This window comes from Hymenobacter sp. BRD128, assembly GCF_013256625.1.
GTDB lineage: Bacteria > Bacteroidota > Bacteroidia > Cytophagales > Hymenobacteraceae > Hymenobacter.
On record NZ_CP053908.1, the window covers coordinates 259739 to 280803 of the forward strand.

Annotated in this window: 20 protein-coding genes; 8 read left to right on the forward strand and 12 right to left on the reverse strand. The window is 62.3% G+C overall.

What is annotated here, in order from left to right; translation table 11 throughout:
* Positions 1–42: 42 nt before the first annotated feature.
* From GKZ68_RS01285 to GKZ68_RS01330, 10 genes are all read right to left on the reverse strand, one after another.
* Positions 43–1176, reverse strand: coding sequence for a PepSY domain-containing protein (locus tag GKZ68_RS01285; protein ID WP_173109991.1), 1134 nt, complete (start codon positions 1174–1176; stop codon positions 43–45).
* Between the two features lie 76 nt (positions 1177–1252).
* Entirely contained in the window at positions 1253–3631 is a 2379-nt protein-coding gene (locus GKZ68_RS01290) for a TonB-dependent receptor (RefSeq protein WP_254244116.1), read from the reverse strand.
* 213 nt (positions 3632–3844) lie between these two features.
* Complete coding sequence (gene trpA, locus GKZ68_RS01295) at positions 3845–4642, reverse strand: tryptophan synthase subunit alpha (RefSeq protein ID WP_173109995.1); 798 nt, start codon at positions 4640–4642, stop codon at positions 3845–3847.
* A 109-nt stretch (positions 4643–4751) separates the two neighbouring features.
* Positions 4752–5957, reverse strand: a complete 1206-nt coding sequence (gene trpB, locus GKZ68_RS01300; protein WP_173109997.1) for a tryptophan synthase subunit beta — start codon at positions 5955–5957, stop codon at positions 4752–4754.
* A gap of 25 nt (positions 5958–5982) precedes the next feature.
* The gene (locus GKZ68_RS01305) at positions 5983–6621 is read right to left on the reverse strand and encodes a phosphoribosylanthranilate isomerase (protein ID WP_173109999.1); all 639 of its coding nucleotides are present in this window, start codon (positions 6619–6621) and stop codon (positions 5983–5985) included.
* 5 nt (positions 6622–6626) lie between these two features.
* Positions 6627–7433, reverse strand: coding sequence for an indole-3-glycerol phosphate synthase TrpC (gene trpC / locus GKZ68_RS01310; RefSeq protein ID WP_173110001.1), 807 nt, complete (start codon positions 7431–7433; stop codon positions 6627–6629).
* 61 nt (positions 7434–7494) lie between these two features.
* A complete protein-coding gene (gene trpD / locus GKZ68_RS01315) occupies positions 7495–8490 on the reverse strand; it encodes an anthranilate phosphoribosyltransferase (RefSeq protein WP_173110003.1) in 996 nt (331 codons plus the stop codon).
* Between the two features lie 79 nt (positions 8491–8569).
* Positions 8570–9142 (reverse strand): aminodeoxychorismate/anthranilate synthase component II, encoded by a 573-nt coding sequence (locus GKZ68_RS01320; RefSeq protein WP_173110005.1) that lies wholly within the window; start codon positions 9140–9142, stop codon positions 8570–8572.
* 136 nt (positions 9143–9278) lie between these two features.
* Positions 9279–10721, reverse strand: a complete 1443-nt coding sequence (locus GKZ68_RS01325) for an anthranilate synthase component I family protein (protein WP_173110007.1) — start codon at positions 10719–10721, stop codon at positions 9279–9281.
* Between the two features lie 278 nt (positions 10722–10999).
* Entirely contained in the window at positions 11000–11836 is an 837-nt protein-coding gene (locus GKZ68_RS01330; protein WP_173110009.1) for a S1 RNA-binding domain-containing protein, read from the reverse strand.
* A 405-nt stretch (positions 11837–12241) separates the two neighbouring features.
* Between GKZ68_RS01330 and GKZ68_RS01335 the strand changes: the two genes are divergently transcribed.
* The gene (locus GKZ68_RS01335; protein ID WP_173110011.1) at positions 12242–12532 is read left to right on the forward strand and encodes an energy transducer TonB; all 291 of its coding nucleotides are present in this window, start codon (positions 12242–12244) and stop codon (positions 12530–12532) included.
* A 67-nt stretch (positions 12533–12599) separates the two neighbouring features.
* On the opposite strand, the gene GKZ68_RS01340 is transcribed toward GKZ68_RS01335, so the two are convergent.
* Positions 12600–14579 (reverse strand): hypothetical protein, encoded by a 1980-nt coding sequence (locus GKZ68_RS01340; RefSeq protein ID WP_173110013.1) that lies wholly within the window; start codon positions 14577–14579, stop codon positions 12600–12602.
* 184 nt (positions 14580–14763) lie between these two features.
* Between GKZ68_RS01340 and GKZ68_RS01345 the strand changes: the two genes are divergently transcribed.
* The 6 genes from GKZ68_RS01345 to GKZ68_RS01370 all read left to right on the forward strand — a co-directional run bounded on the left by GKZ68_RS01345 (position 14764) and on the right by GKZ68_RS01370 (position 19221).
* Complete coding sequence (locus GKZ68_RS01345) at positions 14764–16032, forward strand: putative DNA modification/repair radical SAM protein (protein WP_173110015.1); 1269 nt, start codon at positions 14764–14766, stop codon at positions 16030–16032.
* 108 nt (positions 16033–16140) lie between these two features.
* Positions 16141–16521, forward strand: coding sequence for a hypothetical protein (locus tag GKZ68_RS01350; RefSeq protein WP_173110017.1), 381 nt, complete (start codon positions 16141–16143; stop codon positions 16519–16521).
* A 63-nt stretch (positions 16522–16584) separates the two neighbouring features.
* Entirely contained in the window at positions 16585–16806 is a 222-nt protein-coding gene (locus tag GKZ68_RS01355; RefSeq protein WP_173110019.1) for a hypothetical protein, read from the forward strand.
* A gap of 45 nt (positions 16807–16851) precedes the next feature.
* Positions 16852–17775: a TIGR03915 family putative DNA repair protein gene (locus tag GKZ68_RS01360; RefSeq protein ID WP_173110021.1), complete on the forward strand. Its 924-nt coding sequence runs from the start codon at positions 16852–16854 to the stop codon at positions 17773–17775.
* Between the two features lie 49 nt (positions 17776–17824).
* A complete protein-coding gene (gene rfbD, locus GKZ68_RS01365; RefSeq protein WP_173110023.1) occupies positions 17825–18679 on the forward strand; it encodes a dTDP-4-dehydrorhamnose reductase in 855 nt (284 codons plus the stop codon).
* 77 nt (positions 18680–18756) lie between these two features.
* Complete coding sequence (locus GKZ68_RS01370) at positions 18757–19221, forward strand: BLUF domain-containing protein (protein WP_173110025.1); 465 nt, start codon at positions 18757–18759, stop codon at positions 19219–19221.
* Positions 19222–19264: 43 nt separating this feature from the next.
* Here the strand turns inward: GKZ68_RS01370 and GKZ68_RS01375 are convergent, their stop codons facing one another.
* Positions 19265–20467, reverse strand: coding sequence for an MFS transporter (locus GKZ68_RS01375; protein ID WP_173110027.1), 1203 nt, complete (start codon positions 20465–20467; stop codon positions 19265–19267).
* A 75-nt stretch (positions 20468–20542) separates the two neighbouring features.
* On the opposite strand from GKZ68_RS01375, the gene GKZ68_RS01380 reads away from it, so the two are divergent.
* Positions 20543–21064: a GreA/GreB family elongation factor gene (locus GKZ68_RS01380; RefSeq protein ID WP_173110029.1), complete on the forward strand. Its 522-nt coding sequence runs from the start codon at positions 20543–20545 to the stop codon at positions 21062–21064.
* Position 21065 lies beyond the last annotated feature (1 nt).

Genomic DNA, 21065 nt, shown 5'->3' on the forward strand with positions numbered 1-21065 from the left:
CAAAAAGACGGCCTTTGCTTCAGCAAAGGCCGTCTTTTTGAATTAAACGGAAGCTGGCGTGGGCTGCCGCTTGGGCTTTTTATGGCGCCGGCCCCACCACAGCAGCGTGCCCGTCACGGGCAGGCTAGCCGACAGCAGGCTTATCAGAAATGCCACGATTTTGCCCCCTAGCCCGAGCAGCTGGCCAGTGTGCAGGTCGTAATTCATATCGCCGAGCAGCTTGCCGCGGCTTTTGGTGGCGTGGGGCAGGGCGCGCAGTAGCTGGCCCGACGCGGGGTGGAAGTAGTATTCGTCGCGGTGATAGTAGTGCAGCGCCTTTTGGTAGGTGAGGCAGTAAACGGGTTGGGTAGGGCTAGCCACCGGGCCGATGAGCACCATCTCGGCCGCGGGCGAAAGCCGGCGCACCTGCTGGTACACCACATCGACGAGCGGGCGGCCAGCAGCTCTGGCCAGCGGCAGCTCCCGCACGGTGGGCGGGGTTTCTTCGAGCGGGTAGTGCCGGCCGGTATTCGCCACGAGGCTAGCCGCTTGCAGCCACGAGCCGAAGCTCATCAGCAAGCCGGTGAGGGCGATAAGGAATGCCCCGGCGGCCACGTAGAAACCCAGCACCTGGTGCAGGTCGTAGTTCAAGCGCCGCCATTTAGCTCCCCACTTGATGGTGAGGCGCTGCCGGCGCTCTTGCTGGCGCCTGGGCCACCACAGCACCAAGCCAGTGCCCAGTAGCAGCAGAAAAGCAGCGCTGGCCCCGCCCACTACCCACTCGCCCACGGCGGGCGGCAGCAGTAGGTGCATGTGCAGGTCTTGCACGATGGTAAAAAAGTCGATGTGCAGGTTTTGCTCGTGCAGCACCCGGCCCGTGTAGGGGTTGAGCGAAGCCCCGTAGCTGCCCCCCGCCTTGTCGGTAAAATAGACCATAGCCGAGCGGCCCGGCCCCGAATAGGTCGTCCAGGAGGGGCGGGCGCCGGGGTGGCTAGCCACGGCCGCCGCCAGCAGCCGCGAAGGCGGAAGCGGCGGCCAACCGGCCGGCGCGGCCACCAGCCGCCAGGGCTCGGTAGCATCCCGGATTTCGTCCTGAAACGTGAAGAGGGCGCCCGTCAAACTCACGATGAGCACTACCAGCCCCGAGCCGAGGCCTAGCCACAGGTGAAGTGTGCCGATAGCTTGCTTAACCGTCATGCGCAGAAGTGTTTACGGCCACTGCTGCCTTGCTGCATTAAGCAAAGCGCCAGCGGCTGTGAGCTAGCTTGAAAACCTAAAACTTGAGCGCCACCTGCCCGATAAGGCTGCGCAGCTTCTGCGGGTTGATGGTGCTGTAGCCAATCCAGTAGTGCGTGTTGGTGAGGTTGTCGGCCTTCACGGAGAGGCGGTAGCGCGGCCGGTCGTAGAAGACACTAGCGTTGAGAACCGTGTAGGCCGGCAGGATAAACACGCTGCTCGTCGTGTTCTGAATGCGGTTGTCGCTGGCGTAGGTGCCACCCGCGCCCGCGCCCAGGCCGCGCAGCGGACCATTGGCAAAGCGGTAGCTTACCCAGAGGTTGGCGAGCACCGGCGAGCCGGCGGTATTGGGCCGGCGGCCCTGCTCGTCGGCCGTCGATGCCACCAGCTCCGAGTGGTTGTAGGCGAAGCCGCCCACGAGGTTGAGGCCCGCTACGGGGTTGGCAATAATGTCTACTTCCACGCCGCGGCTAGCCTGCTCGCCGTTCTGGGTCTGGGCGTAGAACGAGCCCACCGATGGGTCGTAGCGCAGCAGGTTTTTAACATAAATATCGTACACGCTCAGGGTAGCCGTGAAGCGGCCGCCCAGGCGGTCGAATTTCACGCCGGCCTCAACCTGATTGGCCTGCTCCAACCTGGCCGTGACGGAAATGGGTTGCGTCGGGTGGGCGGCATCGGCCGTGGTGTAAAAGCCGGGGTTGCGGAAGCTGTTCTGGAAGTTGGCAAAGACCGACAACTGCTCCGGCACCAGCTGGTACACGGCGCCGAACTTGGGCGAGAACGCCGTTTGGTTGTAGCCGGCCTCGGCGCTGTATAAGACGCCGCCCTTGTTGGCGAAGCGGTCGACGCGCACGGCGGCCAGCACGTTCAGCCGGTCGGTGATAGTGAGCACGTTCGATACAAAAGCGCTGTATGTATTGCGCTCGTTAGTAATCGGATAGCTGCCGGGTGGATTGGTGGGGTAGGTGGCTTGCAGCGCCGCCCCGGTAAAATTGCTGTAGGTGTAGCCCGCCCGAACAGGCACCACGTCAAAGCCGTAGTCTTCAAACAGCTGGTTGTTGCGCAGGTGCAGAAAATCCAGGCCCAGCACCACGCGGTTGCGCAGGCTACCCAGCTGAAAATCACCGTTGAACAGCTGCTGCACTTCCAGCAGGTTGGCGCGGCTGTCGCGGGTGTTCTGGCTGCGGCGCTCCAGCGAATCCTGGCTAGCCAGGCCCCGGCGGTTGCCCCGCAGGTAGAAGTAGGTGCCTCCACCGTCGGAGTAGCTGTTGCTGCTCGTAAAGTTGGTGGAGGAGCGCCAGGCCGGCGCCAGCTGGTAGTTGACCTGCCCAAACAGATTGACCGAGCGGCTCTTGGCCCATAGTCCGTCGCCGGTGTATGCCTGGCGGTAGTCGAGCGGCAGCTCATCGGCCCGCGAGGCGCCTAGCGAAGCCGCCGTGCCGGCCGGAAAAAATGTTTGCTTGATCGTGCCTGTGCCCGTCTGCAGCTCGCCATCGAGGGTAATGCTCAGCCGCTCGCTGGGCCGAATGGTGAGGCTAGGGGCTACGGCGTAGGTGCGCGCAAAGCCGGCCGTCTGGAAGCTCTGCTCGTAGTTCCAGGCCCCGTTTACCCGAAGCAGGATGGTCTTGGCCGGATTGAGTGGCGTGTTCAAATCCAGCGCCGCGCGGTTGAAGTGGTAGCTGCCGCCCGCGTAGCTCAGCTCGCCGCCCAGGTGGTCGTAGGCGCGCTTGGTGACGCGGTTGAGCAGGCCGCCGTAGGAGGTGAGCGAGCTGCCGTAAAGCGTGCCCGACGGCCCTTTGATAACTTCCAACTTCTCCAGGTTGGCCGCGTCGATGGTATTCGTGACGTTGCCCGCCAGCCCGTTGCGCAGCTGCGACTGCACTACAAAGCCGCGCATGGTGTAGTAGCTGCTGCCGTCGCCGGCCCGGCCGGTAGCCTCCCACATTCGCTGAATGCCCGGCACGTTGCGCGTGGCATCGTCGGCCGTAAATACCAGCTGCTCAGTAAGCAGCTCCTTGGTAACGGTGCTGTACACCTGCGGGTTTTCGACGTTTTTGAGCGGCATCTTGGCCACGTCCACGCTGTTGGGGCGGCTGAAGCGGTTGGTACGGTTGCCGCTCACCACCACTTCCTTCAGCTCGGCGGCGCTCTCGGCCAGCGTCACTTTTATCGTGGCCGTTTGGCCAGCCGTCACGGTCACCTGCTGCTCCTCGGTTTTGAGGCCCACCGCCGACACCACCAGGGTGTAGGTGCCTGGTGCCACGCGCCGAAGCTGGAAGCGTCCCTGCTCGTCGGTAATGTCGCCTACTGGCTGGCCCTGCAGGCCCACGCTCACGGCCTCCACGGTGCCGCCGCCGCTGTTGATGACGCGGCCCTGCACGGTGCCAGTGGTTTGGGCCTGGGCCGACGCGGTCATTGCACAGGCAGCTAGTGGAATAAAAAGGGAACGGCTACTAAGCATGGGGCGCGTATTATTTAGACGGAATCTAAAGATTGCGCAAAGTAACCACCCGCAGTAACCAGTTTCAAAAATTATTTAGAATTAATCTACATAAAAAAGAGGCTGGTTAGGTTAACCGCCTCTTTTTTAAGGTGCCATTGCCGGCCAGCGCGGGCCTTGTAATTTAGCTTAAGACAGGCTAGCCACGGGCCGAATGCCCGCCACAAACTTCCGAATGGCCGCCGTGCGCCCTTCGGCTGGCGTGTTTTGCAAGAGCCGGATAAATGCGCTGCCGATGATGGCGCCCGTAGTGTGCCGGCCAGCCGCCGCAAAGCTCGCCGCGTCGCTGATACCAAAACCCACGAGGGTAGGGTTGCGCAAACCCAGCGCCTTGGTGCGGCTGAGGTAGGCATCCACGTCGGCGTTCATGTCGGTTTGGGCGCCGGTGGTGCCGGCGGCGGCCACCAGGTAGATGAAGCCATCGGCCAGGGTATCGAGCTGGCGCACGCGGGCGGCACTGGTCTGCGGCGTCACGAGGAAGACTACTTGCAGACCATATTTTGCAAACAGCGGCTGGTACTCACGCTCGTACACTTCGAGCGGCAGGTCGGGCAAAATCAGGCCGTCGACGCCCACGGCCTGGCACTGCTGGCAAAACTTCTCGACCCCAAACTGCACTACCGGGTTGAGGTAGCCCATGAGTAGAACCGGCACCGTAATGCCTTGCTGGCGAATGCCTTGCAGCTGTTCGAAGAGCATGGTCACGGTCATGCCGTTTTCGAGGGCCTGCTGGTTGCTGCGCTGAATGGTTTCGCCGTCGGCCACGGGGTCGGAGTAGGGCATACCAATCTCGACGAGGTCGGCCCCGGCGTCTTGCAGCGCTTTTAAAATTGGCACGGTGTCATGCAACTGCGGAAAGCCGGCGGTGAAATAGACGTTGAGTACGTCAGTGGTTTTGCGTTGGAATAGGTGGGTGAGGCGGTTCATAGGGTGAGTATATTTCGCACAGAGTTAAAAGAGGAAAAAGAAGTCTCGCCGAGGGAGCACAACTCTGTGGAACTCCTTTTTCCTCTTTTTAACTCTGTGCTAAAAGACGTTAAGAATATTCTTCCAAGTGCTTGGTGTAGGTAGCCAAGTCCTTATCGCCGCGGCCCGAGAGGCACACCACAACCACATCGTCCTTTTTGGCCCCGATGAGCGGCAGGCAGGCTAGCGCGTGGGCCGTTTCGAGGGCCGGAATAATGCCTTCGAGGCGGCTGAGCTGGAAGGCTGCATCAAGGGCCGCCTTATCGGTGATGGAAATAAATTCGGCGCGCCCGGTAGCAAACAGCTGCGCGTGCTGCGGCCCGATGCCGGGGTAGTCGAGCCCCGCCGAGATGGAGTACGGCTCGGTCACCTGGCCGTCCTCGGTTTGCATGAGAATGGTGCTGGCGCCGTGCAGAATACCGGGCTTGCCCAGCGCCGTAGTAGCGGCCGAGTGGCCGGTATCGACGCCCTGGCCGGCGGCCTCGGCGGCAATCAGGCGCACGCCGGGCTCGTCGAGGTAGTGGTAAAAGGCGCCCGCCGCGTTGGAGCCGCCGCCCACGCAGGCCAGCACGAAATCGGGAGTAGCACGGCCGGTTTGTTGCAGCAGCTGACTAATAGTTTCGGCCGAAATGATGGACTGAAACCGGGCCACCATGTCGGGGTAGGGGTGCGGCCCCACCACCGAGCCGATGATGTAGTGCGTGTCGGTGGGGTTCGAAATCCAGTGGCGCATGGCCTCGTTGGTGGCATCTTTCAGCGTCTGGCTGCCGCTGGTGGCGGGCACTACTTTGGCGCCCAGCATGCGCATGCGGTCCACGTTGGGCTTCTGGCGCTCGATGTCGATGGCGCCCATGTATACGATGCATTCGAGGCCCATGAGGGCGCACACCGTAGCCGTGGCCACGCCGTGCTGGCCCGCGCCGGTTTCGGCCACGATACGCTTCTTGCCCAGCCGCTGCGCCACCAGTATTTGCCCGATGGTATTGTTGATTTTGTGCGCGCCGGTGTGGCACAGGTCTTCCCGCTTGAGGTAAATGGTGGTGCCAATGTGCTCGGACAGCCGCTGGGCCAGAAACAGCGGCGTAGGCCGCCCTACATAGTCAGTCAGCAGCTGCGTAAACTCGCGCTGAAACTCGGGGTCCTCAATGATACGCAGGTAGTTATCGCGCAGCTCCTCCACGTTGGGATAAAGCATTTCGGGCACGTAGGCGCCGCCAAAGGGGCCGTAGTAGCCGCTGGCATCGACGCGGTAGGGAGAGGGGGCGGTGAGAGTCATTGAAATAACGGGTAACAGTGAGTAATTAGTAGTCGGCGCGCTGGTCGTGCAGGCGGGTCAGTACCCGGCCGGTAGCTTCGACGTCTTTGCGGCCGGGCGCTAGCTCCAGCAGGCTATTGAAGTCGTAGCCCGCCAGCTGCGGGTGGTGGAAGTGCAGTAGCCCGGCCAGGGTATCGGGGCCCAGGCCGCCGCTCAGCAAGAAGGGGGTGGGGCCGTGATAATGGCGCAAAAGCTCCCAATCGAAGGTCCGGCCATTACCGCCCCGCTGCGGGCCTTTGGTATCAAACAGAAAAAACTCGCAGCTAGGCCCGTAGTCGGTCAGGTTGGCAAAATCAGCAGGCTCAGCCACCGAAAAGGCCTTGATGATGCGCAGCCCCTGCTCGCGCACGGCGCGGCAGTAGGCCGGGGTTTCGTGGCCGTGCAGCTGCACGTAGTCGAGGCTGTAGTGGCTGGTGGTAGCCAGCAGCTCGGGCAGCGGCGCATCGACAAACACGCCCACCTTGCACACCGAATCGGGCAGGCTGCGCAGTACCTCCGTGCTGAGGCTGGTACCCACGTAGCGGGGCGACTTCTCGTAGAAGATGAAGCCCAGAAAATCGGGGTTGAAATCGGCCACGGCCAGGATGTTGGCCGCTTCGCGCATACCGCATATTTTGACTTTCATAGGCGCTAAGAAGCCGAAACCGGTCCGGATAGTTCGGCCACGAGGCTAGCCAGCGCCGCCGCCGGGTCGGGCGTTTTCATAAACGTTTCGCCGATGAGAAAGCCCTGGTAGCCCGCCTGCCGCAGCGCCAAGATGGTGCCGGCGTGCTGCAAGCCGCTCTCGGCCACCTTCACAAACGTGCTGGGAATGAGGCTAGCCAGCCGCGTCGACGTGTGCACGTCGGTCGCAAACGTGGCCAGGTTGCGGTTGTTCACGCCCACCAGGTCCACGCTGTTGGCCAGGTGGCGGTGCAGCTCGGCCTCGTCGTGCACCTCCAGCAGCACTTCCAGCCCCAGTTCGTGCGCGTATTTGCTTAACTGCACCATCTCGGCCGGCGTGAGGCAGGCGGCAATGAGCAGGACGAGGTCGGCCCCTAGGGCCCGCGCCTCAGCAAGCTGATACGCGCTGATAATGAAATCCTTGCGCAAAATCGGCGTGTGCGGGCAGGCCGCCCGCGCCGCCCGCAGGTCGTCGGGTGTGCCGCCAAAAAACGGTTCATCGGTGAGCACCGACAGGCAAGCCGCGCCCGCCGCTACGTAGCCGGCCGTAGTGGCGCCGGCCTCGGCCGTGCCATTAATAACGCCTTTGGATGGCGAGCGGCGCTTAAACTCAGCAATGATGCCCGACGAGCCGGCGGCGGTGAGCGCCGCCCGCGCCGACAGCACCGGCCGCGTGAACAGCGGCGCTTTTTGCAGCGTGGCCAGGGGCGTTTCGGCCTCGCGCCGGGCCACTTCCTGGCGCTTTTCAGCAATTATTTTATCGAGGATAGTCATGGTTTTTTATCGTCTGTCATGCCGGCGAAGGAAGCAGGACAGGTTTTGTTGATTTTTTGAGTTAGCTCAGCGCCAGCAGCTTTTCAAACGCCTGCCGGGCCCGGCCGCTGTCGAGACTCTCGGCAGCCAGGGCTAGCCCTTCGGCGGCGGTAGCGGCGCGGCCGGCCGTGCGCAGGGCTAGCGCGGCATTGGCGAGCACTGCGTTGCGGTGGGCGGCGGGTGCTTCGTTGCGCAGTAATTTTTGGAAAATGTGCGCCGCCTCGGCCACCGTGTCGCCGCCAAACAAGGCCTCGGGTGTAGTTTGCGGCAGGTTTAAATCACTAGGCGACAGCAACTCCTCGCCCTGGCGGCTGATGAGTTTTACGGGGCCCGTCAGCGACACCTCATCGTAGCCATCGAGGCTGTGCACGATGAGAAACTCGCGGCCCGCCTCCTGCTGGTGCAGGTAGGCGTAGAGGCGCGCCAGCTCCAGGCTGAACACGCCAACCAGCTGCAGGCGCGGCCTAGCCGGATTTACCAGCGGCCCCAGCATATTAAAGAAGGTTTTTACGCCCAGCTCTTTGCGCAGCGGCGCCACGTTTTTGAGGGCCGGGTGAAACAGCGGCGCGTGCAGAAAGCAAATATTGGCCTCGTCGAGCTGGCGCCGCAGGGCATCGTTGTCGGCCGTGAATTTTACGCCCATATACTCCAGCACCGTGCTGCTGCCGCTGATGCTCGACACGCCGTGGTTGCCGTGCTTAGCCACCGGCTGCCCCGCGCCGGCCACCACAAACGCCGATAAAGTGGAGATATTGAACGTGTTGCGACCGTCGCCGCCGGTACCGCACACGTCCATCGCGTCGATGCCGCCCAGGTCTACGGGCCGGCACAGCTCCAGCAAGGCGTTGCGGAAGCCGGCCAGCTCCTCCACTGTCACGCTGCGCATGAGGTACACGGTGAGGAAAGCCGCAATCTGGGCCGGGTTGTACTGGCCCTGGGCAATGCCCAGCACCACGCGGTGCGCCTCTTCCTGGGGCAGCGTGCGGTAGGCAAAGAGGTGGTTGAGGGTGTCTTTCACTTAAAATGCTGTTCGTCAGTTGATTTTTGCGCTTGTCAGTGCGAGCCTGCGCTCGCACTGACAGACGATAGGGTAAGTGCTAGCCGTTCACCCAATTGGCCAGCATGGTTTTGCCGTGCTCCGTCAGCACCGACTCAGGGTGAAACTGCACCCCGAGCACGTCGTAGTCGCGGTGGGCGAGGGCTAGCACCTGGCCATTCTCATCAAGGGCCGTGATGCGCAGCTCGGCCGGCACGCCCTCGGGCGCGATGGTCCAGGAGTGGTAGCGGCCCACGCGCACGGTGTCGGGCACGTCGTTGAAGAGCCGGTTGCCGGCTGCCTCGGGCGTCTGGTGCAGCGTGTGAGCCACGCCGTGGTGCACCTCGCCGAGGTTGGCGAGCTGGCCGCCAAAGGCCTCGCCAATGGCCTGGTGGCCCAGGCACACGCCCAGAATGTGCTTGGTAGGCGCGTAGCGCTTGATAAGCTCGGGCATAATGCCGGCCTCGCTCGGAATGCCGGGACCCGGCGACAGTAAGATGTGCGAGTACTTATCAACCGCATCAAGGCTGATTTTATCGTTGCGAAACACGTCCACTTCCTGCCCCAACTCGCGCAGCATATACACGAGGTTGTAGGTGAAGGAGTCGTAGTTGTCGAGAACCAGAATAGCCATTTTCTTACTAGAATTTATTTCTTTGAACGGCATGCTGAACGCAGTGAAGCATCTTGGTCGCTTCTACCGCACCGGTCAGCAATGCGGTAGGGATGCTTCACTATGGTCAGCATAACCTCCTTTATTAAAACCAACCTTATACTTTCTCCGCCTGCTGCAGCGCCGCGCGCAGCGCGCCCAGCTTGTTGTGCACCTCCTGCAACTCACTGGCGGGCACTGACTTGGCCACCACGCCCGCGCCGGCCTGGTAATACAGCGTGTTATCCTTGCTGAGGAAAGTGCGAATCATGATGGCGTGGTTAAAGTCGCCGCCGAAGTCGAGCGCCCCGATGCAGCCGCCGTAGAAGCCCCGCTGGGTGCTTTCGTATTCATCGATGAGCTGCACGGCGCGGTACTTGGGCGCGCCCGAAAGCGTGCCGGCCGGGAAGGTTTCGCCCACCACGTCGAGCGGCTCGGTGTCGGGGCCTAGCTGGCCCACTACCTTGGAAACCAAGTGAATAACGTGCGAGTAGTACTGAATTTCCTTGAAGCGCTCCACGGCCACCACGTCGCAGCGGCGGCTAAGGTCATTGCGGGCCAGGTCCACGAGCATTACGTGCTCGGCGGTTTCCTTGGGGTCATCGAGCAGCTGCTGGGCTAGCCGGGCATCGGCCGCATCGTCGCCGGTGCGGCGGAAAGTGCCCGCGATGGGGTAGAGCACCGCCTGGCCCTTGCTAACCACAATCTGCGACTCGGGCGAGGAGCCAAATAGCTTGTAGCTGCCGTAATCGAAAAAGAAGAGGTAGGGCGACGGATTGAGCGAGCGCAGCGCCCGGTATACGTTAAACTCATCGCCCTGAAAGCCTTGCTGAAAGCGCCGCGACAGCACAATCTGAAACACGTCGCCGCGCTGGCAATGGTGCTGCCCCAGCCGGATAAGCTCCAGAAACTGCTCATCGGTCGCGTTCGAGCTTTCCGGACCCTGAAGGTAAAACGGGTGGGTAGCAAAGTTGCGGTTGTGGATAAGCGTCTCGATGTAGTCGAGCGTATCGGCGGCCGGCGTTTCGCCCTCGGCCAGGTACTGGTGCTCAAACAGGTAAAGCTCGTCTTTGAAATGGTTGATGGCAATAACGTAGCGAAATGCTTGATAAACAATAGCTGGCACCGTGCTCGCGCCGGGCTTGTCGCGCAGCGTCACATCCTCAAAATACTGCACTGCCTCGTAGGCCATGTGCCCAAACAGCCCGTTGGTGATAAACGGCAGCCCCGACGGCGCGGCGGGCCGGAACCTCTCCCGAAACGCCCGCAGATGCGCCAGCGCCTGGCGCGGGTCGGCGAGGGCAGTAGTGCTGGCCGGCCGACCGGGATGCTGCGTGGTTAGCTGATTTTTATCCAGCTCGAAGCGCGCTACCGGGCTGAAGCACAAGTACGAAAAGCTGTTGCTGTTGCCGTGGTAGTCAGAGCTTTCGAGCAGCAGCGTGCCCACAAACTGGTCGCGCAGACGCAGGTACAGGCTCACCGGCGTGAGCGTATCGGCCAGCAGGCGCCGGTGGCGGCTGTGCACGATGGTGGCGGAAGAAGTGGCGGTAGCGGCCGGCATGGCAAGGAAAGACGGGGGTAGGGAACAACAAAAAAGCCCGCTGCGGTGAGCAGCGGGCTTGGAGAATCTCAGAGGGGTTCAACCAACGTATAATGCCTAATGCTCAGCCTTCGGGAAGGTTGAGTGCCACCAGCTTTGCGAAACGGTTGCGGAGAAAGACATTGAATTGAACTGGTTTCCGGGAGCAAAGAAACGACGCTTTTTTGAAAAAGCAACTTCGGGAGCTGGAAAAATTTCCCGCAGAGGCTGCACAGGGTTTCCGCTGAGGTGCGCGGAAATTATTGGGGGCTGGCTAGCCGCGTTTCTTCGGGCCCCAGCTCTACTACGCCCTGCTTGTAGAGCGCACCCAGAGCCTTTTTAAATACCTTTTTGCTCATGCCCAGGCGGCGGTACACGTCGTCGGCCAGGCTTTTGTCGCCGAGGGGCAAGCGGCCATCGGGGCGCTGCCGCAGGGCGGCCAGCACGAGGCGCGAAGCCATTTCAACTTCGTCGTAGCCAGCCTGGCCGAGGCGCACGTCGAGCTTGCCGTCGGGCCGAATCTGGCGCAGGTGGGCCGGTAGCAGCTCGCCCACGCGCAGCGGGCGAAATACTTCGTTGTGATAGAGTAGGCCCAGGTGCGTGCCGTTCACGACGACGGAGTAGCCGAGCGGCGTCTCTTCGGCAATGAGCACCTGCACGGCCTCGCCCACGGCCCCTGCAAACGGCTCGGGACTGAGAAATTGCTGCCATTTGGCCGAGGCCACCAGGCGGTCGCTAGCCTCGTCGAGGTATACGTACACCAGCACGCGCTCGCCCACGCGCACGGCCTGGCGCTGGTTGGCGTGGGGCAGGAGCAGGTCTTTTTCGAGGCCCCAGTCGAGGAAAGCGCCGGGCGGGCCCACGTCGCGCACGGTGAGTGCGGCAAAGCTATCGACTACCGCCAGCGGCTCCAGGGTGGTGGCAATGAGGCGGTCCTCAGAATCGCGGTAAACAAACACGCGGATAACGTCGCCGACGCGCGCGCCCACCGGGCGGTACTTTTCGGGCAGCAGCAGGTCGCCGTCGTCGCTGGTCAGATAAAAGCCAATGCTGACTTCGCGGGCTATTTCGAGGTCGTTAAAATCGCCAAGGCGCATGGGGAGGGAGCGGCAAGCGCACTAAAAAGGAAGCGACGAAGGTAGGGCTGGAGGCGAAAGCCAAGCGAAGGCAATCCGAAACGGTGATTTTTTAGTATAATCAGAAGAATCGACGGCAATAACGGAAAAAGAATATTATTGACCCAAGTGTACATCGTAAATTTGAATAATCTGCATTCTACTTTTGCCACCTATTATACAATATTGTTTATGAGTGTACGCTACGCATGGAAGTTAATAATAATCGGCTTGGTACTGCCCGGCTGGGCCGCGGCGCAGGGTAGCCGGCCCGGTTTGGCGACGGTTGCTACCGCCAGTACGGGCCCCGGCGGCGGTAGCAGCACCGTTGCGCCGCCGACTGCTGCGCTGGCATTTAAGCCGGATTCTATATTTATCAATCCCGATGTGCGGCCCCATTTCACGGGTGGCGACGCCGCCCTGATTAGCTACATGACTAAGAATATGCACTATCCGGACGGCGCGCGGCAGCTGAAAGTGACGGGTAAGGTGTATATACGTTTTATCCTAAGCGCGGCTGGCCGGATTACCGATGCTTCGGTGGTGCGTGGCCCCGGCGGTGGCCTCAATGAAGAAGCGCTGCGCCTGGTGTGGCTGATGCCGCCCTGGCAGCCCGGCTACCAGCGCGGGCAGGCTGTGCGCGTGGTGTGCACCATGCCGATTGAGTTTCAGCTGTGATGGTTATTTATACTTACTAAAATAGTACAGCTTTTTACCAACTATCAGCTACCGACCAACCATCAGCCTACTGATACCCATATTGCACCACGCTAGGCTGGCCGAAGCTGAAATCGGAGAACTGATACGAGTCGCGGTTGCTCTCAAACAGGCGCGCACCATTGGGGTTAAGCTGGCCGCGCGGGTAGTAGCCCAGCAGTATCTGAAATGTGCGCAGCACCGTGAGCTCGTTGCGGAAGCGCAGGCCTAGCCCGAAGCCCGTGTAGGGCGCATCGCCGCCGAAGGGCGAGCCGCCACCAATACGCTCATTTATAATAGCCATATCGGCAAAGGCGAGCAGAGCTACCCGGAAGCCCAGTAGCGAAAGCGGCGTGTACACGGTGCCCTCGTAGTTGGCCAGCAGGCGGCTGGTGGCCAGAATCTGGCCGGTAGGCTGGAAGCCGCGCACGCCGTCGGGGTTGCTATTAATACCCGTGAGCAGCACTTCGGCCGGGTAGCGGTTGAAGCCGGCCGTGACGCGCGTGGTGAGCAGGTGGCGGCTCTGATAGCTACCCATGCGGTAGCGCCGCGTAAAGTACAGAAACTGCCCGCTGAGCAAGCCCTGCTCCCAGCCGCCATCCTGAATGCGCTGGAAGGTGCCGAAGTCGAGGCTGCCGTAGAGGTAGCCCTGACGCTCGGAGTAGCCGGCCGCCGCAATGCGGGCATCGAGGTAGCGGCGCGGCCCCACGGGATTGTTTTCGAGGCCCGTCGTGAGGCTGAGCAGGGTGCCGGCCGGCACGTCTTCGGTGCGGCCGAAGCCGAAGAGGTACTTGTCTTTATAGTAGCGGCGCACCGAGTAGCCCACCGTGCCCAGCAGCAGGGTGCGGGTGCGGTCGTCGGGGCTGCCGGCGGGCGTTTCGGGCGTGGCGGTGGGGTTGGTGGTGTGGTTTTCGTGGGTGAGGCTAGCCGACACGATGAGCCGGCCGGGGTTTTCGTAGCCCAGGTCATACGAGCGCAGCCGGAAGGCGCGGCCCACCCACAAGCTCTGGCTGGTGAAGGAGCGAATGCGAAAATCGGGCTGCTGGCCCGGCAGCGGCGGGGCGTCGCGCGGCAGCACCACGCGTAGATTATTCACATCGGCCGTGAAGGCGCCGGCCCAGCGGGCGCTGGGGGAGTAGAAGTCGCGCCGCACCGACACGCCGCCCGAGTGCGACTCAAACTCGTTGAAGTAGTGACCCTCGGCGTACACGAAGTTGCGAAACGGCACCCGGTAGTTGGCCTCGTAGCCCCAGGTTTGGGGCAGGTCGCGGCCATATTGATAGCGATTATCCAGCCGGTGGCCTAGCCCCAGAAAGTTTTGGTCGCCGAGCGTGATAATAGCCTGGTTGGGGCTGCCGCGCAGCTCGTAGCCCGCCGTGATGCTGAACACGTCGGTGGTATACACCAGAATATCAACGCTGTCGCGGGTAGCGGTGCGCTCGTTCACGAGCACGCGGGCGTCCAGAATCTCGTCGGTCTGGCGCAGCAGGCGCTCGCTCTCGGCCAGGGCCTGGGGCAGCAGCGGCTGGCCCGGCCGAAACAGCAGCACCTGCCGGATGCGTGAGCGCGCCGTGCGGATGTGCAGGGCATTGCCCGACTTCTCCAGAAACGTGCGCGGCTGGCGCAAGGAGTCGTTCAGATTATACCCAAAAGCGTCGTAGGGCGTGATGGTGACGCGGCGCACAATCTTGAAGTTGTGCTGGTCAAACTGCCGGTTGAGCAGCACCGCGTCGAGGCCGTGGTCTTCCTGCTGGGGCTTGGTAAGCCGAAAAAACGCCTGCAATGCCTTGCCCACAATGGTTTTGCGCCGAGTGTAGCGCTCCAGGCTCAGGCGCACGCGGGCTTCGTCGAAGCGGCGGCCCAGCGAGTCGGTGGGCAGGCTCTCGGCCTCGTCGGCGGCGCGGAGCGAGTCGGGGGGCACGGCCAGGCGGGGGCTGAAGGCCGGCACTTGCGCCTGCGCACGGGCTAGCCCGCCGAGCAGCAGCCAGCCGAGCAACACCAATAAGCGACGAGCAGAAAGAGAAAGCATTGGGCACAGCAGCACTACGCGCAAGTTACGGCAGTAGCAGCGGGTTGCGCGCGGCAGGAGACTGGCAATTTAAGAAGAGAAATAAGCCGGACAGGAAACCTTTTCTAAAAAAATTAGCTTATCAAAAGCTTGCTCATTTCACTAGCAAGTCCTACTTTTACCCCCGCTAAACTACTCCGCTACGATGAACGAGCGCATTCAGGAAAAGCTAAGCATCTTAGCCGACGCCGCTAAGTACGATGTATCGTGCAGCAGCAGCGGCGGCAAGCGCAAAAACGAGCAGAAAGGCCTCGGCAACGCCGAAGGCATGGGCATCTGCCACAGCTTTACCGAGGATGGCCGCTGCGTGAGTCTGCTAAAAATTCTGCTCACCAACCACTGCATTTTTGACTGCGCCTACTGCGTGTCGCGCCGGAGCAACGACGTGAAGCGCGCCGCCTTTACGGTGGAGGAAGTAGTGGACCTGACCATCAATTTCTACCGCCGCAACTACATCGAGGGCCTGTTTTTAAGCAGCGGAATTTTCTCCTCGCCCGACTACACGATGGAGCGCCTGGTGCGCATCGTGAAGAAGCTGCGCACCGAGCATAATTTTAACGGCTACATCCACGTCAAGACCATTCCGGGCGCTTCGCCCGAGCTGATTCAGGAAGCCGGCCTCTACGCCGACCGTCTGAGCGTGAATATTGAGCTGCCCTCGGAGCTGGCCCTCCAGAACCTGGCGCCGGAGAAAAACTACGCCGAGATTCTGACCCCGATGGGGCAGATTCGCGACGGCATTATTCAGAATAAAGAGGAAAAGGCGCTGTTTAAGAAAGTGCCGCAGTTTGCCACCGCCGGGCAGAGCACCCAGCTTATTGTGGGGGCTAGCGACGAGAATGACTTGCAGATTATCAAGCTCTCCGACTCGCTCTACCAGGGCTACGGGCTGAAGCGCGTGTACTACTCGGGCTACGTGCCCGTGACCGACGATGCGCGCCTGCCGCAGGTGACCCAGCCGCCGCTGGTGCGCGAGCACCGCCTGTACCAAACCGACTGGCTGATGCGCTTTTACGGTTTCGAGGCCGACGAGATACTCGACCCCGCGCATCCCTACCTCGACCTCGAAATCGACCCCAAGCTGGCCTGGGCGCTGCGCAATCGCCACCTGTTTCCGGTAGATGTAAACGTGGCCGACCGGGCCATGATACTGCGCATTCCCGGCGTGGGCGCCCGCTCGGCCGAGCGCATTGTGCAGGCCCGGCGCTTTACCAGCCTCACGGCCGAGCACCTCACGCAGTTTGGCGTAGTGATGAAGCGCGCCAAGCACTTTCTCACGGCCAGGGGCATGGCGCCGGCTAGGTTAGGCGAGCTGAGCGAGCAGCAGGTGCGCCGCCAGATTTTATTCGGGGGCAAGGCCACGCGCTCGGCCCTCGTGACGCAGCAATTGGATTTATTTGCCCAGGCCGGCTAGGGCATTGGGCGGCGCGGGGCTAGCCTTGCGTCGAATAAAGTTGATTGGAACAGGTTATTAGTTGGTATTTCGAGTCAACCTTTCCCGTGCCTGTTGGCTCTTTCGCTTATGAGATATTACCTGCTTGCCGCCCTTGGCCTCAGCGCCACTAGCTGCCTTAGCGTAGGCCCCGACGTATGCAATAACACGCTGCTCACGCCCATCACGGCCGTGAGCGGTCCCAAAACGATTGCCATAAATCAACCGGCCGTCTACTCGCTCTCCTACCTGCCCGCCGGCGGCTGCGGCACCTTGGCCAACCTCTCGGAGCAGAGCTCGGGCAACACCCGCGCGATTGGGGTCAACATCAATTACGCAAGCTGCTCGTGCACCACAACTGCCGTACCGGCTCAGACCACCTATACCTTTCAGCCCACCCAGGCCGGCACGTACTACCTAAAATTTTTGGGCAATAACGCCTACATCACCGATACGCTGGTGGTGCAGTAGCCGCCCGCGCCAAGCTGCCTGTCGCGGTTGCGACAGGATTTTACAACTGGTTCATTTTCACGCATGAAAATTACCCATCGCGCACCTGCCGACGCGTCGGCCTCTCTTTCTACCGCTGCCGAGCCCACCCTGGGCCTGCGTACCGGAGCCGGTAGCCTCGACAAAGCGCCGCGCCTTTCGTGCTGCTGCCGCCTCTCCGAGCTGCTGCCCTTGGTGCGCCAGGTGCACGACGCGGCCCGCGCCGCCCGGCTGGCCAGCGCGTCACAGCCCGGCGTAGCGGCCTAGCCGCCGCGCCGCCGTGCGGCGGCGCGGTTTTTTAACCTGTTGAGCGTGAGCCGACTTACTTCCTTTCGCCGCCCCGAGGCCAGTGCGGCCGTCGGCCCGGTGGCAGCGCGGCCGCCGGCCCCCCCGCTGCACAACCCGCCCACCGATTACACCTACGACGGTAGCTTTGAGGGCCTACTCACGGTGCTGTTTCGGGTGTATGACCGCCGCTCGGCGCCCGGCAGCATTCAGGTAGAGGGCGCCGCGCAGGGCGGGCTTTTTGCCCAGGCCGTAGCCATTGCCACCGACGAAACCCTAGCCACCCGCACCTGGGAGGGCCTGCTGCGCTTCATGCCCGAGCCGGCGCGGGCGCGGCTCTACCACGTTTTTCTGAGCGAAGACCCGGAGCGCGAATTGCTCATTTTCCGCTACGCCGACATGGCCCTGCGTGCCGGGCGCGACATCTCGGAAAACTACGCCGATGCCACCGTGCGCCGCTGCCAGCGGCTAGCCCAACAGCTCTTCCGCGAAAAGCACCGCATGGAGGCGTTCGTGCGCTTCGAGAAGGCGCAGGACGGCCTGTTTCACGCCACCATCGAGCCCGATTTTGATACGCTGCCGCTCATTGCCAGCCACTTTACCAAGCGCTACGCCGACCAGCGCTGGCTGATTTTTGACCGCAGGCGCCGCTACGGGCTCTACTATGACCTCACCCGGACGACCATCGTGGAGTTTGAAACCGGTGGGGCCAGCCCGCGCCGGGGCGAGGTTTCGGCCACGGTGCTCGACGAGCGCGAGCCGCTGTTTAAAATCCTGTGGCAGGCGTATTTCGACCATGTGAACATCCCGGAGCGCAAAAACCTGAAACTGCACCAGCGCCACATTCCGAAGCGCTACTGGAAGTACCTGAGCGAGAAGCAGCCCTGCGAGCGCCGCTTCGAACCCATCAAAAACAAGCGCCCGCCGGAGCTCCCCGCGCTCCCCGGCTAGCCTTAACTTGCGGCCCAAACAACGCTACCGCTCGCTAGGGCCGATTTTTATGCAGACAACGCTGGTTTTTGGGGCCTCGGGCCAACTTGGGCAGTGCCTGGCGCACGTGGCGCAGGCGCAAAATATGAGGGGCCTGGTTTTTCCGCCCGAGGCGCAGGCCAACATCTTAGATATCAATAGCCTGCGCGCCTTATTCGAGCACCACCACCCGGCCTACGTTATCAACTGCGCCGCCTACACGGCCGTCGATAAAGCCGAGGATGAGGTAGACCTGGCCCGCCGCGTGAACCGCGATGGCGTGGAAAACCTGGCTAGGCTCTGCGGCGAATTCAACGCCACGCTCATCCAGATTTCGACCGATTTTGTATTTGCCGGCACCGGCAACCAGCCGCTCGTTGAAACCGACGAAGCCGCGCCTCTCAGCGTCTACGGCCTCACCAAGCTGGAGGGCGAGCAGGTTATTCCGGGGCTAGCCAGCCGATATTTCATCCTGCGCACCAGCTGGCTGTACTCCGAGTTTGCGGGCAACTTCGTGAAAACCATGCTCAAGCTGGGCCGCGAGCGCGACGAGCTGCGCATCATCTGGGACCAGGTAGGCACGCCCTGCTACGCCATCGACCTGGCCGGCTGCATCCTGCACATCATTGATAGTCAGAGCCAAGCCTATGGTATTTATCACTACAGCAACGAGGGCGTGACCTCGTGGTATGATTTCGCCACGGCTATTTTCGAGCTGAGCAACGTGCTGGTGAAAACGGTGCCCATCCGCACCGCTGAGTACCCGACCAAAGCTACGCGACCAGCCTACTCGGTAATGGATAAGAGCAAGGTGAAAAGAGAGTTAGGGGTAACTATCCCGCACTGGCGCGCGAGCTTGCGCACCTGCCTGGAGCGGCTAGGGTAGGAGCCAGGCAGCGAAGCACGCCTACGAAAACAGCCGCGCGGCGCACTATCTTGGGCAGCAATTTCGCTCCTTACCCAATGCCCTTATACCACCTCATTTACGAAAGCCGCGCTAGTCAGCCATTTACCGATGCTGACCTGCTGGAATTATTACGAAATTCACGAGACTACAACGCGCAGCACGAGCTGACTGGTTTACTGCTTTACTCTGCCGAAGGGCGTTTTTTGCAAGTACTTGAAGGGCGGCAGGCTGCTGTGCTGGCCTTGTACCAGCGCATCAGCCAGGATGTGCGCCACACGGCCTGCATGCTGCTATTGAGCGGGCCACTGGCCGAGCGGCGCTTTGGCGAGTGGCGGATGGGCTACCGGGCCACCCGGCACCATACCGACCTGCCGGCGCTGCTAGGCCATGTCGATACATCATCGCCCGACTTTTTGCTGCCGTTGCTGCCAAAGCTGTCTACGTCGCTGCTTGACCGGCTTTTCGACTACGTGCACCATACCCCCGCGCACGCTAGCTTAGATGAGTTAGTGGCTGGGTAATGCTGTGCATTGGCTATTGCTGGCCAACTGGTTAGGAAGAAGCTTATGGCCGACCATAGCTGCGATGAATTGCTAGCGCGAGCGCCACAAATGCCCCGCCCACGATGCACACGCCGGGCCAGCCAAAGTGCATCCAGGCCAGCCCGCCCACGACTGAGCCCAGCGAGCCGCCCGTGAAATAGCCGGTCATGTACACGGTATTAAGGCGGCTGCGGGCCTCGGGGCGCAGCGAAAACACGAGCGTCTGGTTGGAAATATGGGCCGACTGCACGCCCACGTCGAGCAGAATGACGCCCACTACCAGCCCGGCCAGCCAGCCACCGGCCAGGCCCAGCAGCAGGTAGGCAGCCAGCGCTAATAAGATGCCCGCCGTGATGGCGTAGCGCGCCCCGCGCCGGTCGGCCAGGCCGCCGGCCAGCGGCGCGGCCAGCGCGCCCACGGCCCCTACTAGTCCAAAAAAGCCCGCCACATCGCTGCCGTAGCCATACGCCGGGCTTTCGAGGTAAAAGGCCAGGGTGGTCCAAAAAACGCTGAAAGCCGCAAAAATGCTGGCGCCCACCAGTGCCGAGCGCCGCAGCGGCGGCAGCTCGCGCACCAGCGTACCGAGCGACTGCATCAGCGAGGCGTAGGTGCCTTGAAAATTAGGCTGGTCCCGGGGGAGGCGCCAGGCCAGCAGGCTAGCCAGCGCCAGCATCAGGCCGGCCGCGCCTTCAAATACGGTGCGCCAGCCCAGGTGCGCGCCCACGTAGCCGCTCACGGTGCGCGAAAGCAGAATACCGATAAGCAAGCCACTCATAATGCGCCCCACAATGCGGCCCCGGTCGGCCTCGGGCGCCAGGTGGGCCGCCATGGGCAGCAGCAGCTGCGGCACCGCTGAGCAAATACCCAGGAGAATGCTAGCCACCGCCAGCAGCGCAAACGTAGGTGCCAAGGCCGCGCCGCCCAGGCACGCGGCCGCGCCCAGCAGCATCCAGAGCATGAGGCGCTTGCGTTCCAGCATATCGCCCAGCGGCACTACCAGCAGCATCCCCAGCGTGTAGCCCACCTGCGTGGCCGTGGCAATGAGGCTGGCGCGGCTGTCGGACACGTGGAACGCGCGGCCGATGGCGGCCAGCAGCGGTTGGTTGTAGTAAATATTAGCCACCACCAGCCCGCAGGTGAGGGCCATCAGCCACACCAGCGCATTATCGAGCCGGGGCTTAGTGGCTTGGGCAGGAGCTAAATCGGAGGGCAGGACGTCGGGCATGGCCGTTAAAACCCGGCGCAACCGCGAAAGTTGCGGCGTGGGCAACCCCACCGGCTAGCCCGCGTTCAGCCAGCCATGAGCCGTGGATTTGTAAAAGAAGACGATGCCCAGGCGCCGCCCATTGTGCCGCCGCGCGCCGCGCTGCCGCCCGGCTCGCCCAACTACGTCACGCCCAATGGCCTGGCGCAGCTCCGCGCCGAGCTGGCCGACCTGGAAGCTGAGCGCGGCGCTGCCGAGGTAAACCGCGCCGGCAACGACACCGACCGCAGTCACCAGCTTTCCTTATTGCACGGCCGGCTAGCCTTGCTCACCGAGCGCATTGCCAGCGCCAAAGTCATCGACCCCGCCACCCAGCCACCCGGCGAAGTGCGCTTCGGGGCCACCGTCACGTTGCGCACCCGCCGCGGCGGCAAAGTGGGTTTTGAGCGCACCTTCACCATTGTCGGGGTTGATGAAGCGTCGATAAAAGAAGGCAAGGTGGCCTTTGTGGCGCCCATCGCGCGGGCCGTGCAGGGCGCCCGGCTAGGGCAGACGCTCACCCTCGCGCTAGGGGCGCAGCCCGAGGAAGTGGCAGTAGTAGCGTTGAGCTACGCTTAAC

Excerpts from the sequence above, each read along its gene's own strand:
- GKZ68_RS01355 (WP_173110019.1), top strand. The coding sequence starts at position 16,585 with ATGAAAATTACCCATCGCGCACCTGCCGACGCGTCGGCCTCTCTTTCT.
- GKZ68_RS01350 (WP_173110017.1), top strand. The coding sequence starts at position 16,141 with ATGAGATATTACCTGCTTGCCGCCCTTGGCCTCAGCGCCACTAGCTGC.
- rfbD (WP_173110023.1), top strand. The coding sequence starts at position 17,825 with ATGCAGACAACGCTGGTTTTTGGGGCCTCGGGCCAACTTGGGCAGTGC.
- GKZ68_RS01285 (WP_173109991.1), bottom strand. The coding sequence starts at position 1,176 with ATGACGGTTAAGCAAGCTATCGGCACACTTCACCTGTGGCTAGGCCTC.
- GKZ68_RS01320 (WP_173110005.1), bottom strand. The coding sequence starts at position 9,142 with ATGGCTATTCTGGTTCTCGACAACTACGACTCCTTCACCTACAACCTC.
- trpA (WP_173109995.1), bottom strand. The coding sequence starts at position 4,642 with ATGAACCGCCTCACCCACCTATTCCAACGCAAAACCACTGACGTACTC.
- GKZ68_RS01330 (WP_173110009.1), bottom strand. The coding sequence starts at position 11,836 with ATGCGCCTTGGCGATTTTAACGACCTCGAAATAGCCCGCGAAGTCAGC.
- GKZ68_RS01375 (WP_173110027.1), bottom strand. The coding sequence starts at position 20,467 with ATGCCCGACGTCCTGCCCTCCGATTTAGCTCCTGCCCAAGCCACTAAG.
- GKZ68_RS01305 (WP_173109999.1), bottom strand. The coding sequence starts at position 6,621 with ATGAAAGTCAAAATATGCGGTATGCGCGAAGCGGCCAACATCCTGGCC.
- trpB (WP_173109997.1), bottom strand. The coding sequence starts at position 5,957 with ATGACTCTCACCGCCCCCTCTCCCTACCGCGTCGATGCCAGCGGCTAC.
- GKZ68_RS01370 (WP_173110025.1), top strand. The coding sequence starts at position 18,757 with ATGCCCTTATACCACCTCATTTACGAAAGCCGCGCTAGTCAGCCATTT.
- GKZ68_RS01345 (WP_173110015.1), top strand. The coding sequence starts at position 14,764 with ATGAACGAGCGCATTCAGGAAAAGCTAAGCATCTTAGCCGACGCCGCT.
- GKZ68_RS01340 (WP_173110013.1), bottom strand. The coding sequence starts at position 14,579 with ATGCTTTCTCTTTCTGCTCGTCGCTTATTGGTGTTGCTCGGCTGGCTG.
- GKZ68_RS01290 (WP_254244116.1), bottom strand. The coding sequence starts at position 3,631 with ATGACCGCGTCGGCCCAGGCCCAAACCACTGGCACCGTGCAGGGCCGC.
- GKZ68_RS01325 (WP_173110007.1), bottom strand. The coding sequence starts at position 10,721 with ATGCCGGCCGCTACCGCCACTTCTTCCGCCACCATCGTGCACAGCCGC.
- trpC (WP_173110001.1), bottom strand. The coding sequence starts at position 7,433 with ATGACTATCCTCGATAAAATAATTGCTGAAAAGCGCCAGGAAGTGGCC.
- GKZ68_RS01380 (WP_173110029.1), top strand. The coding sequence starts at position 20,543 with ATGAGCCGTGGATTTGTAAAAGAAGACGATGCCCAGGCGCCGCCCATT.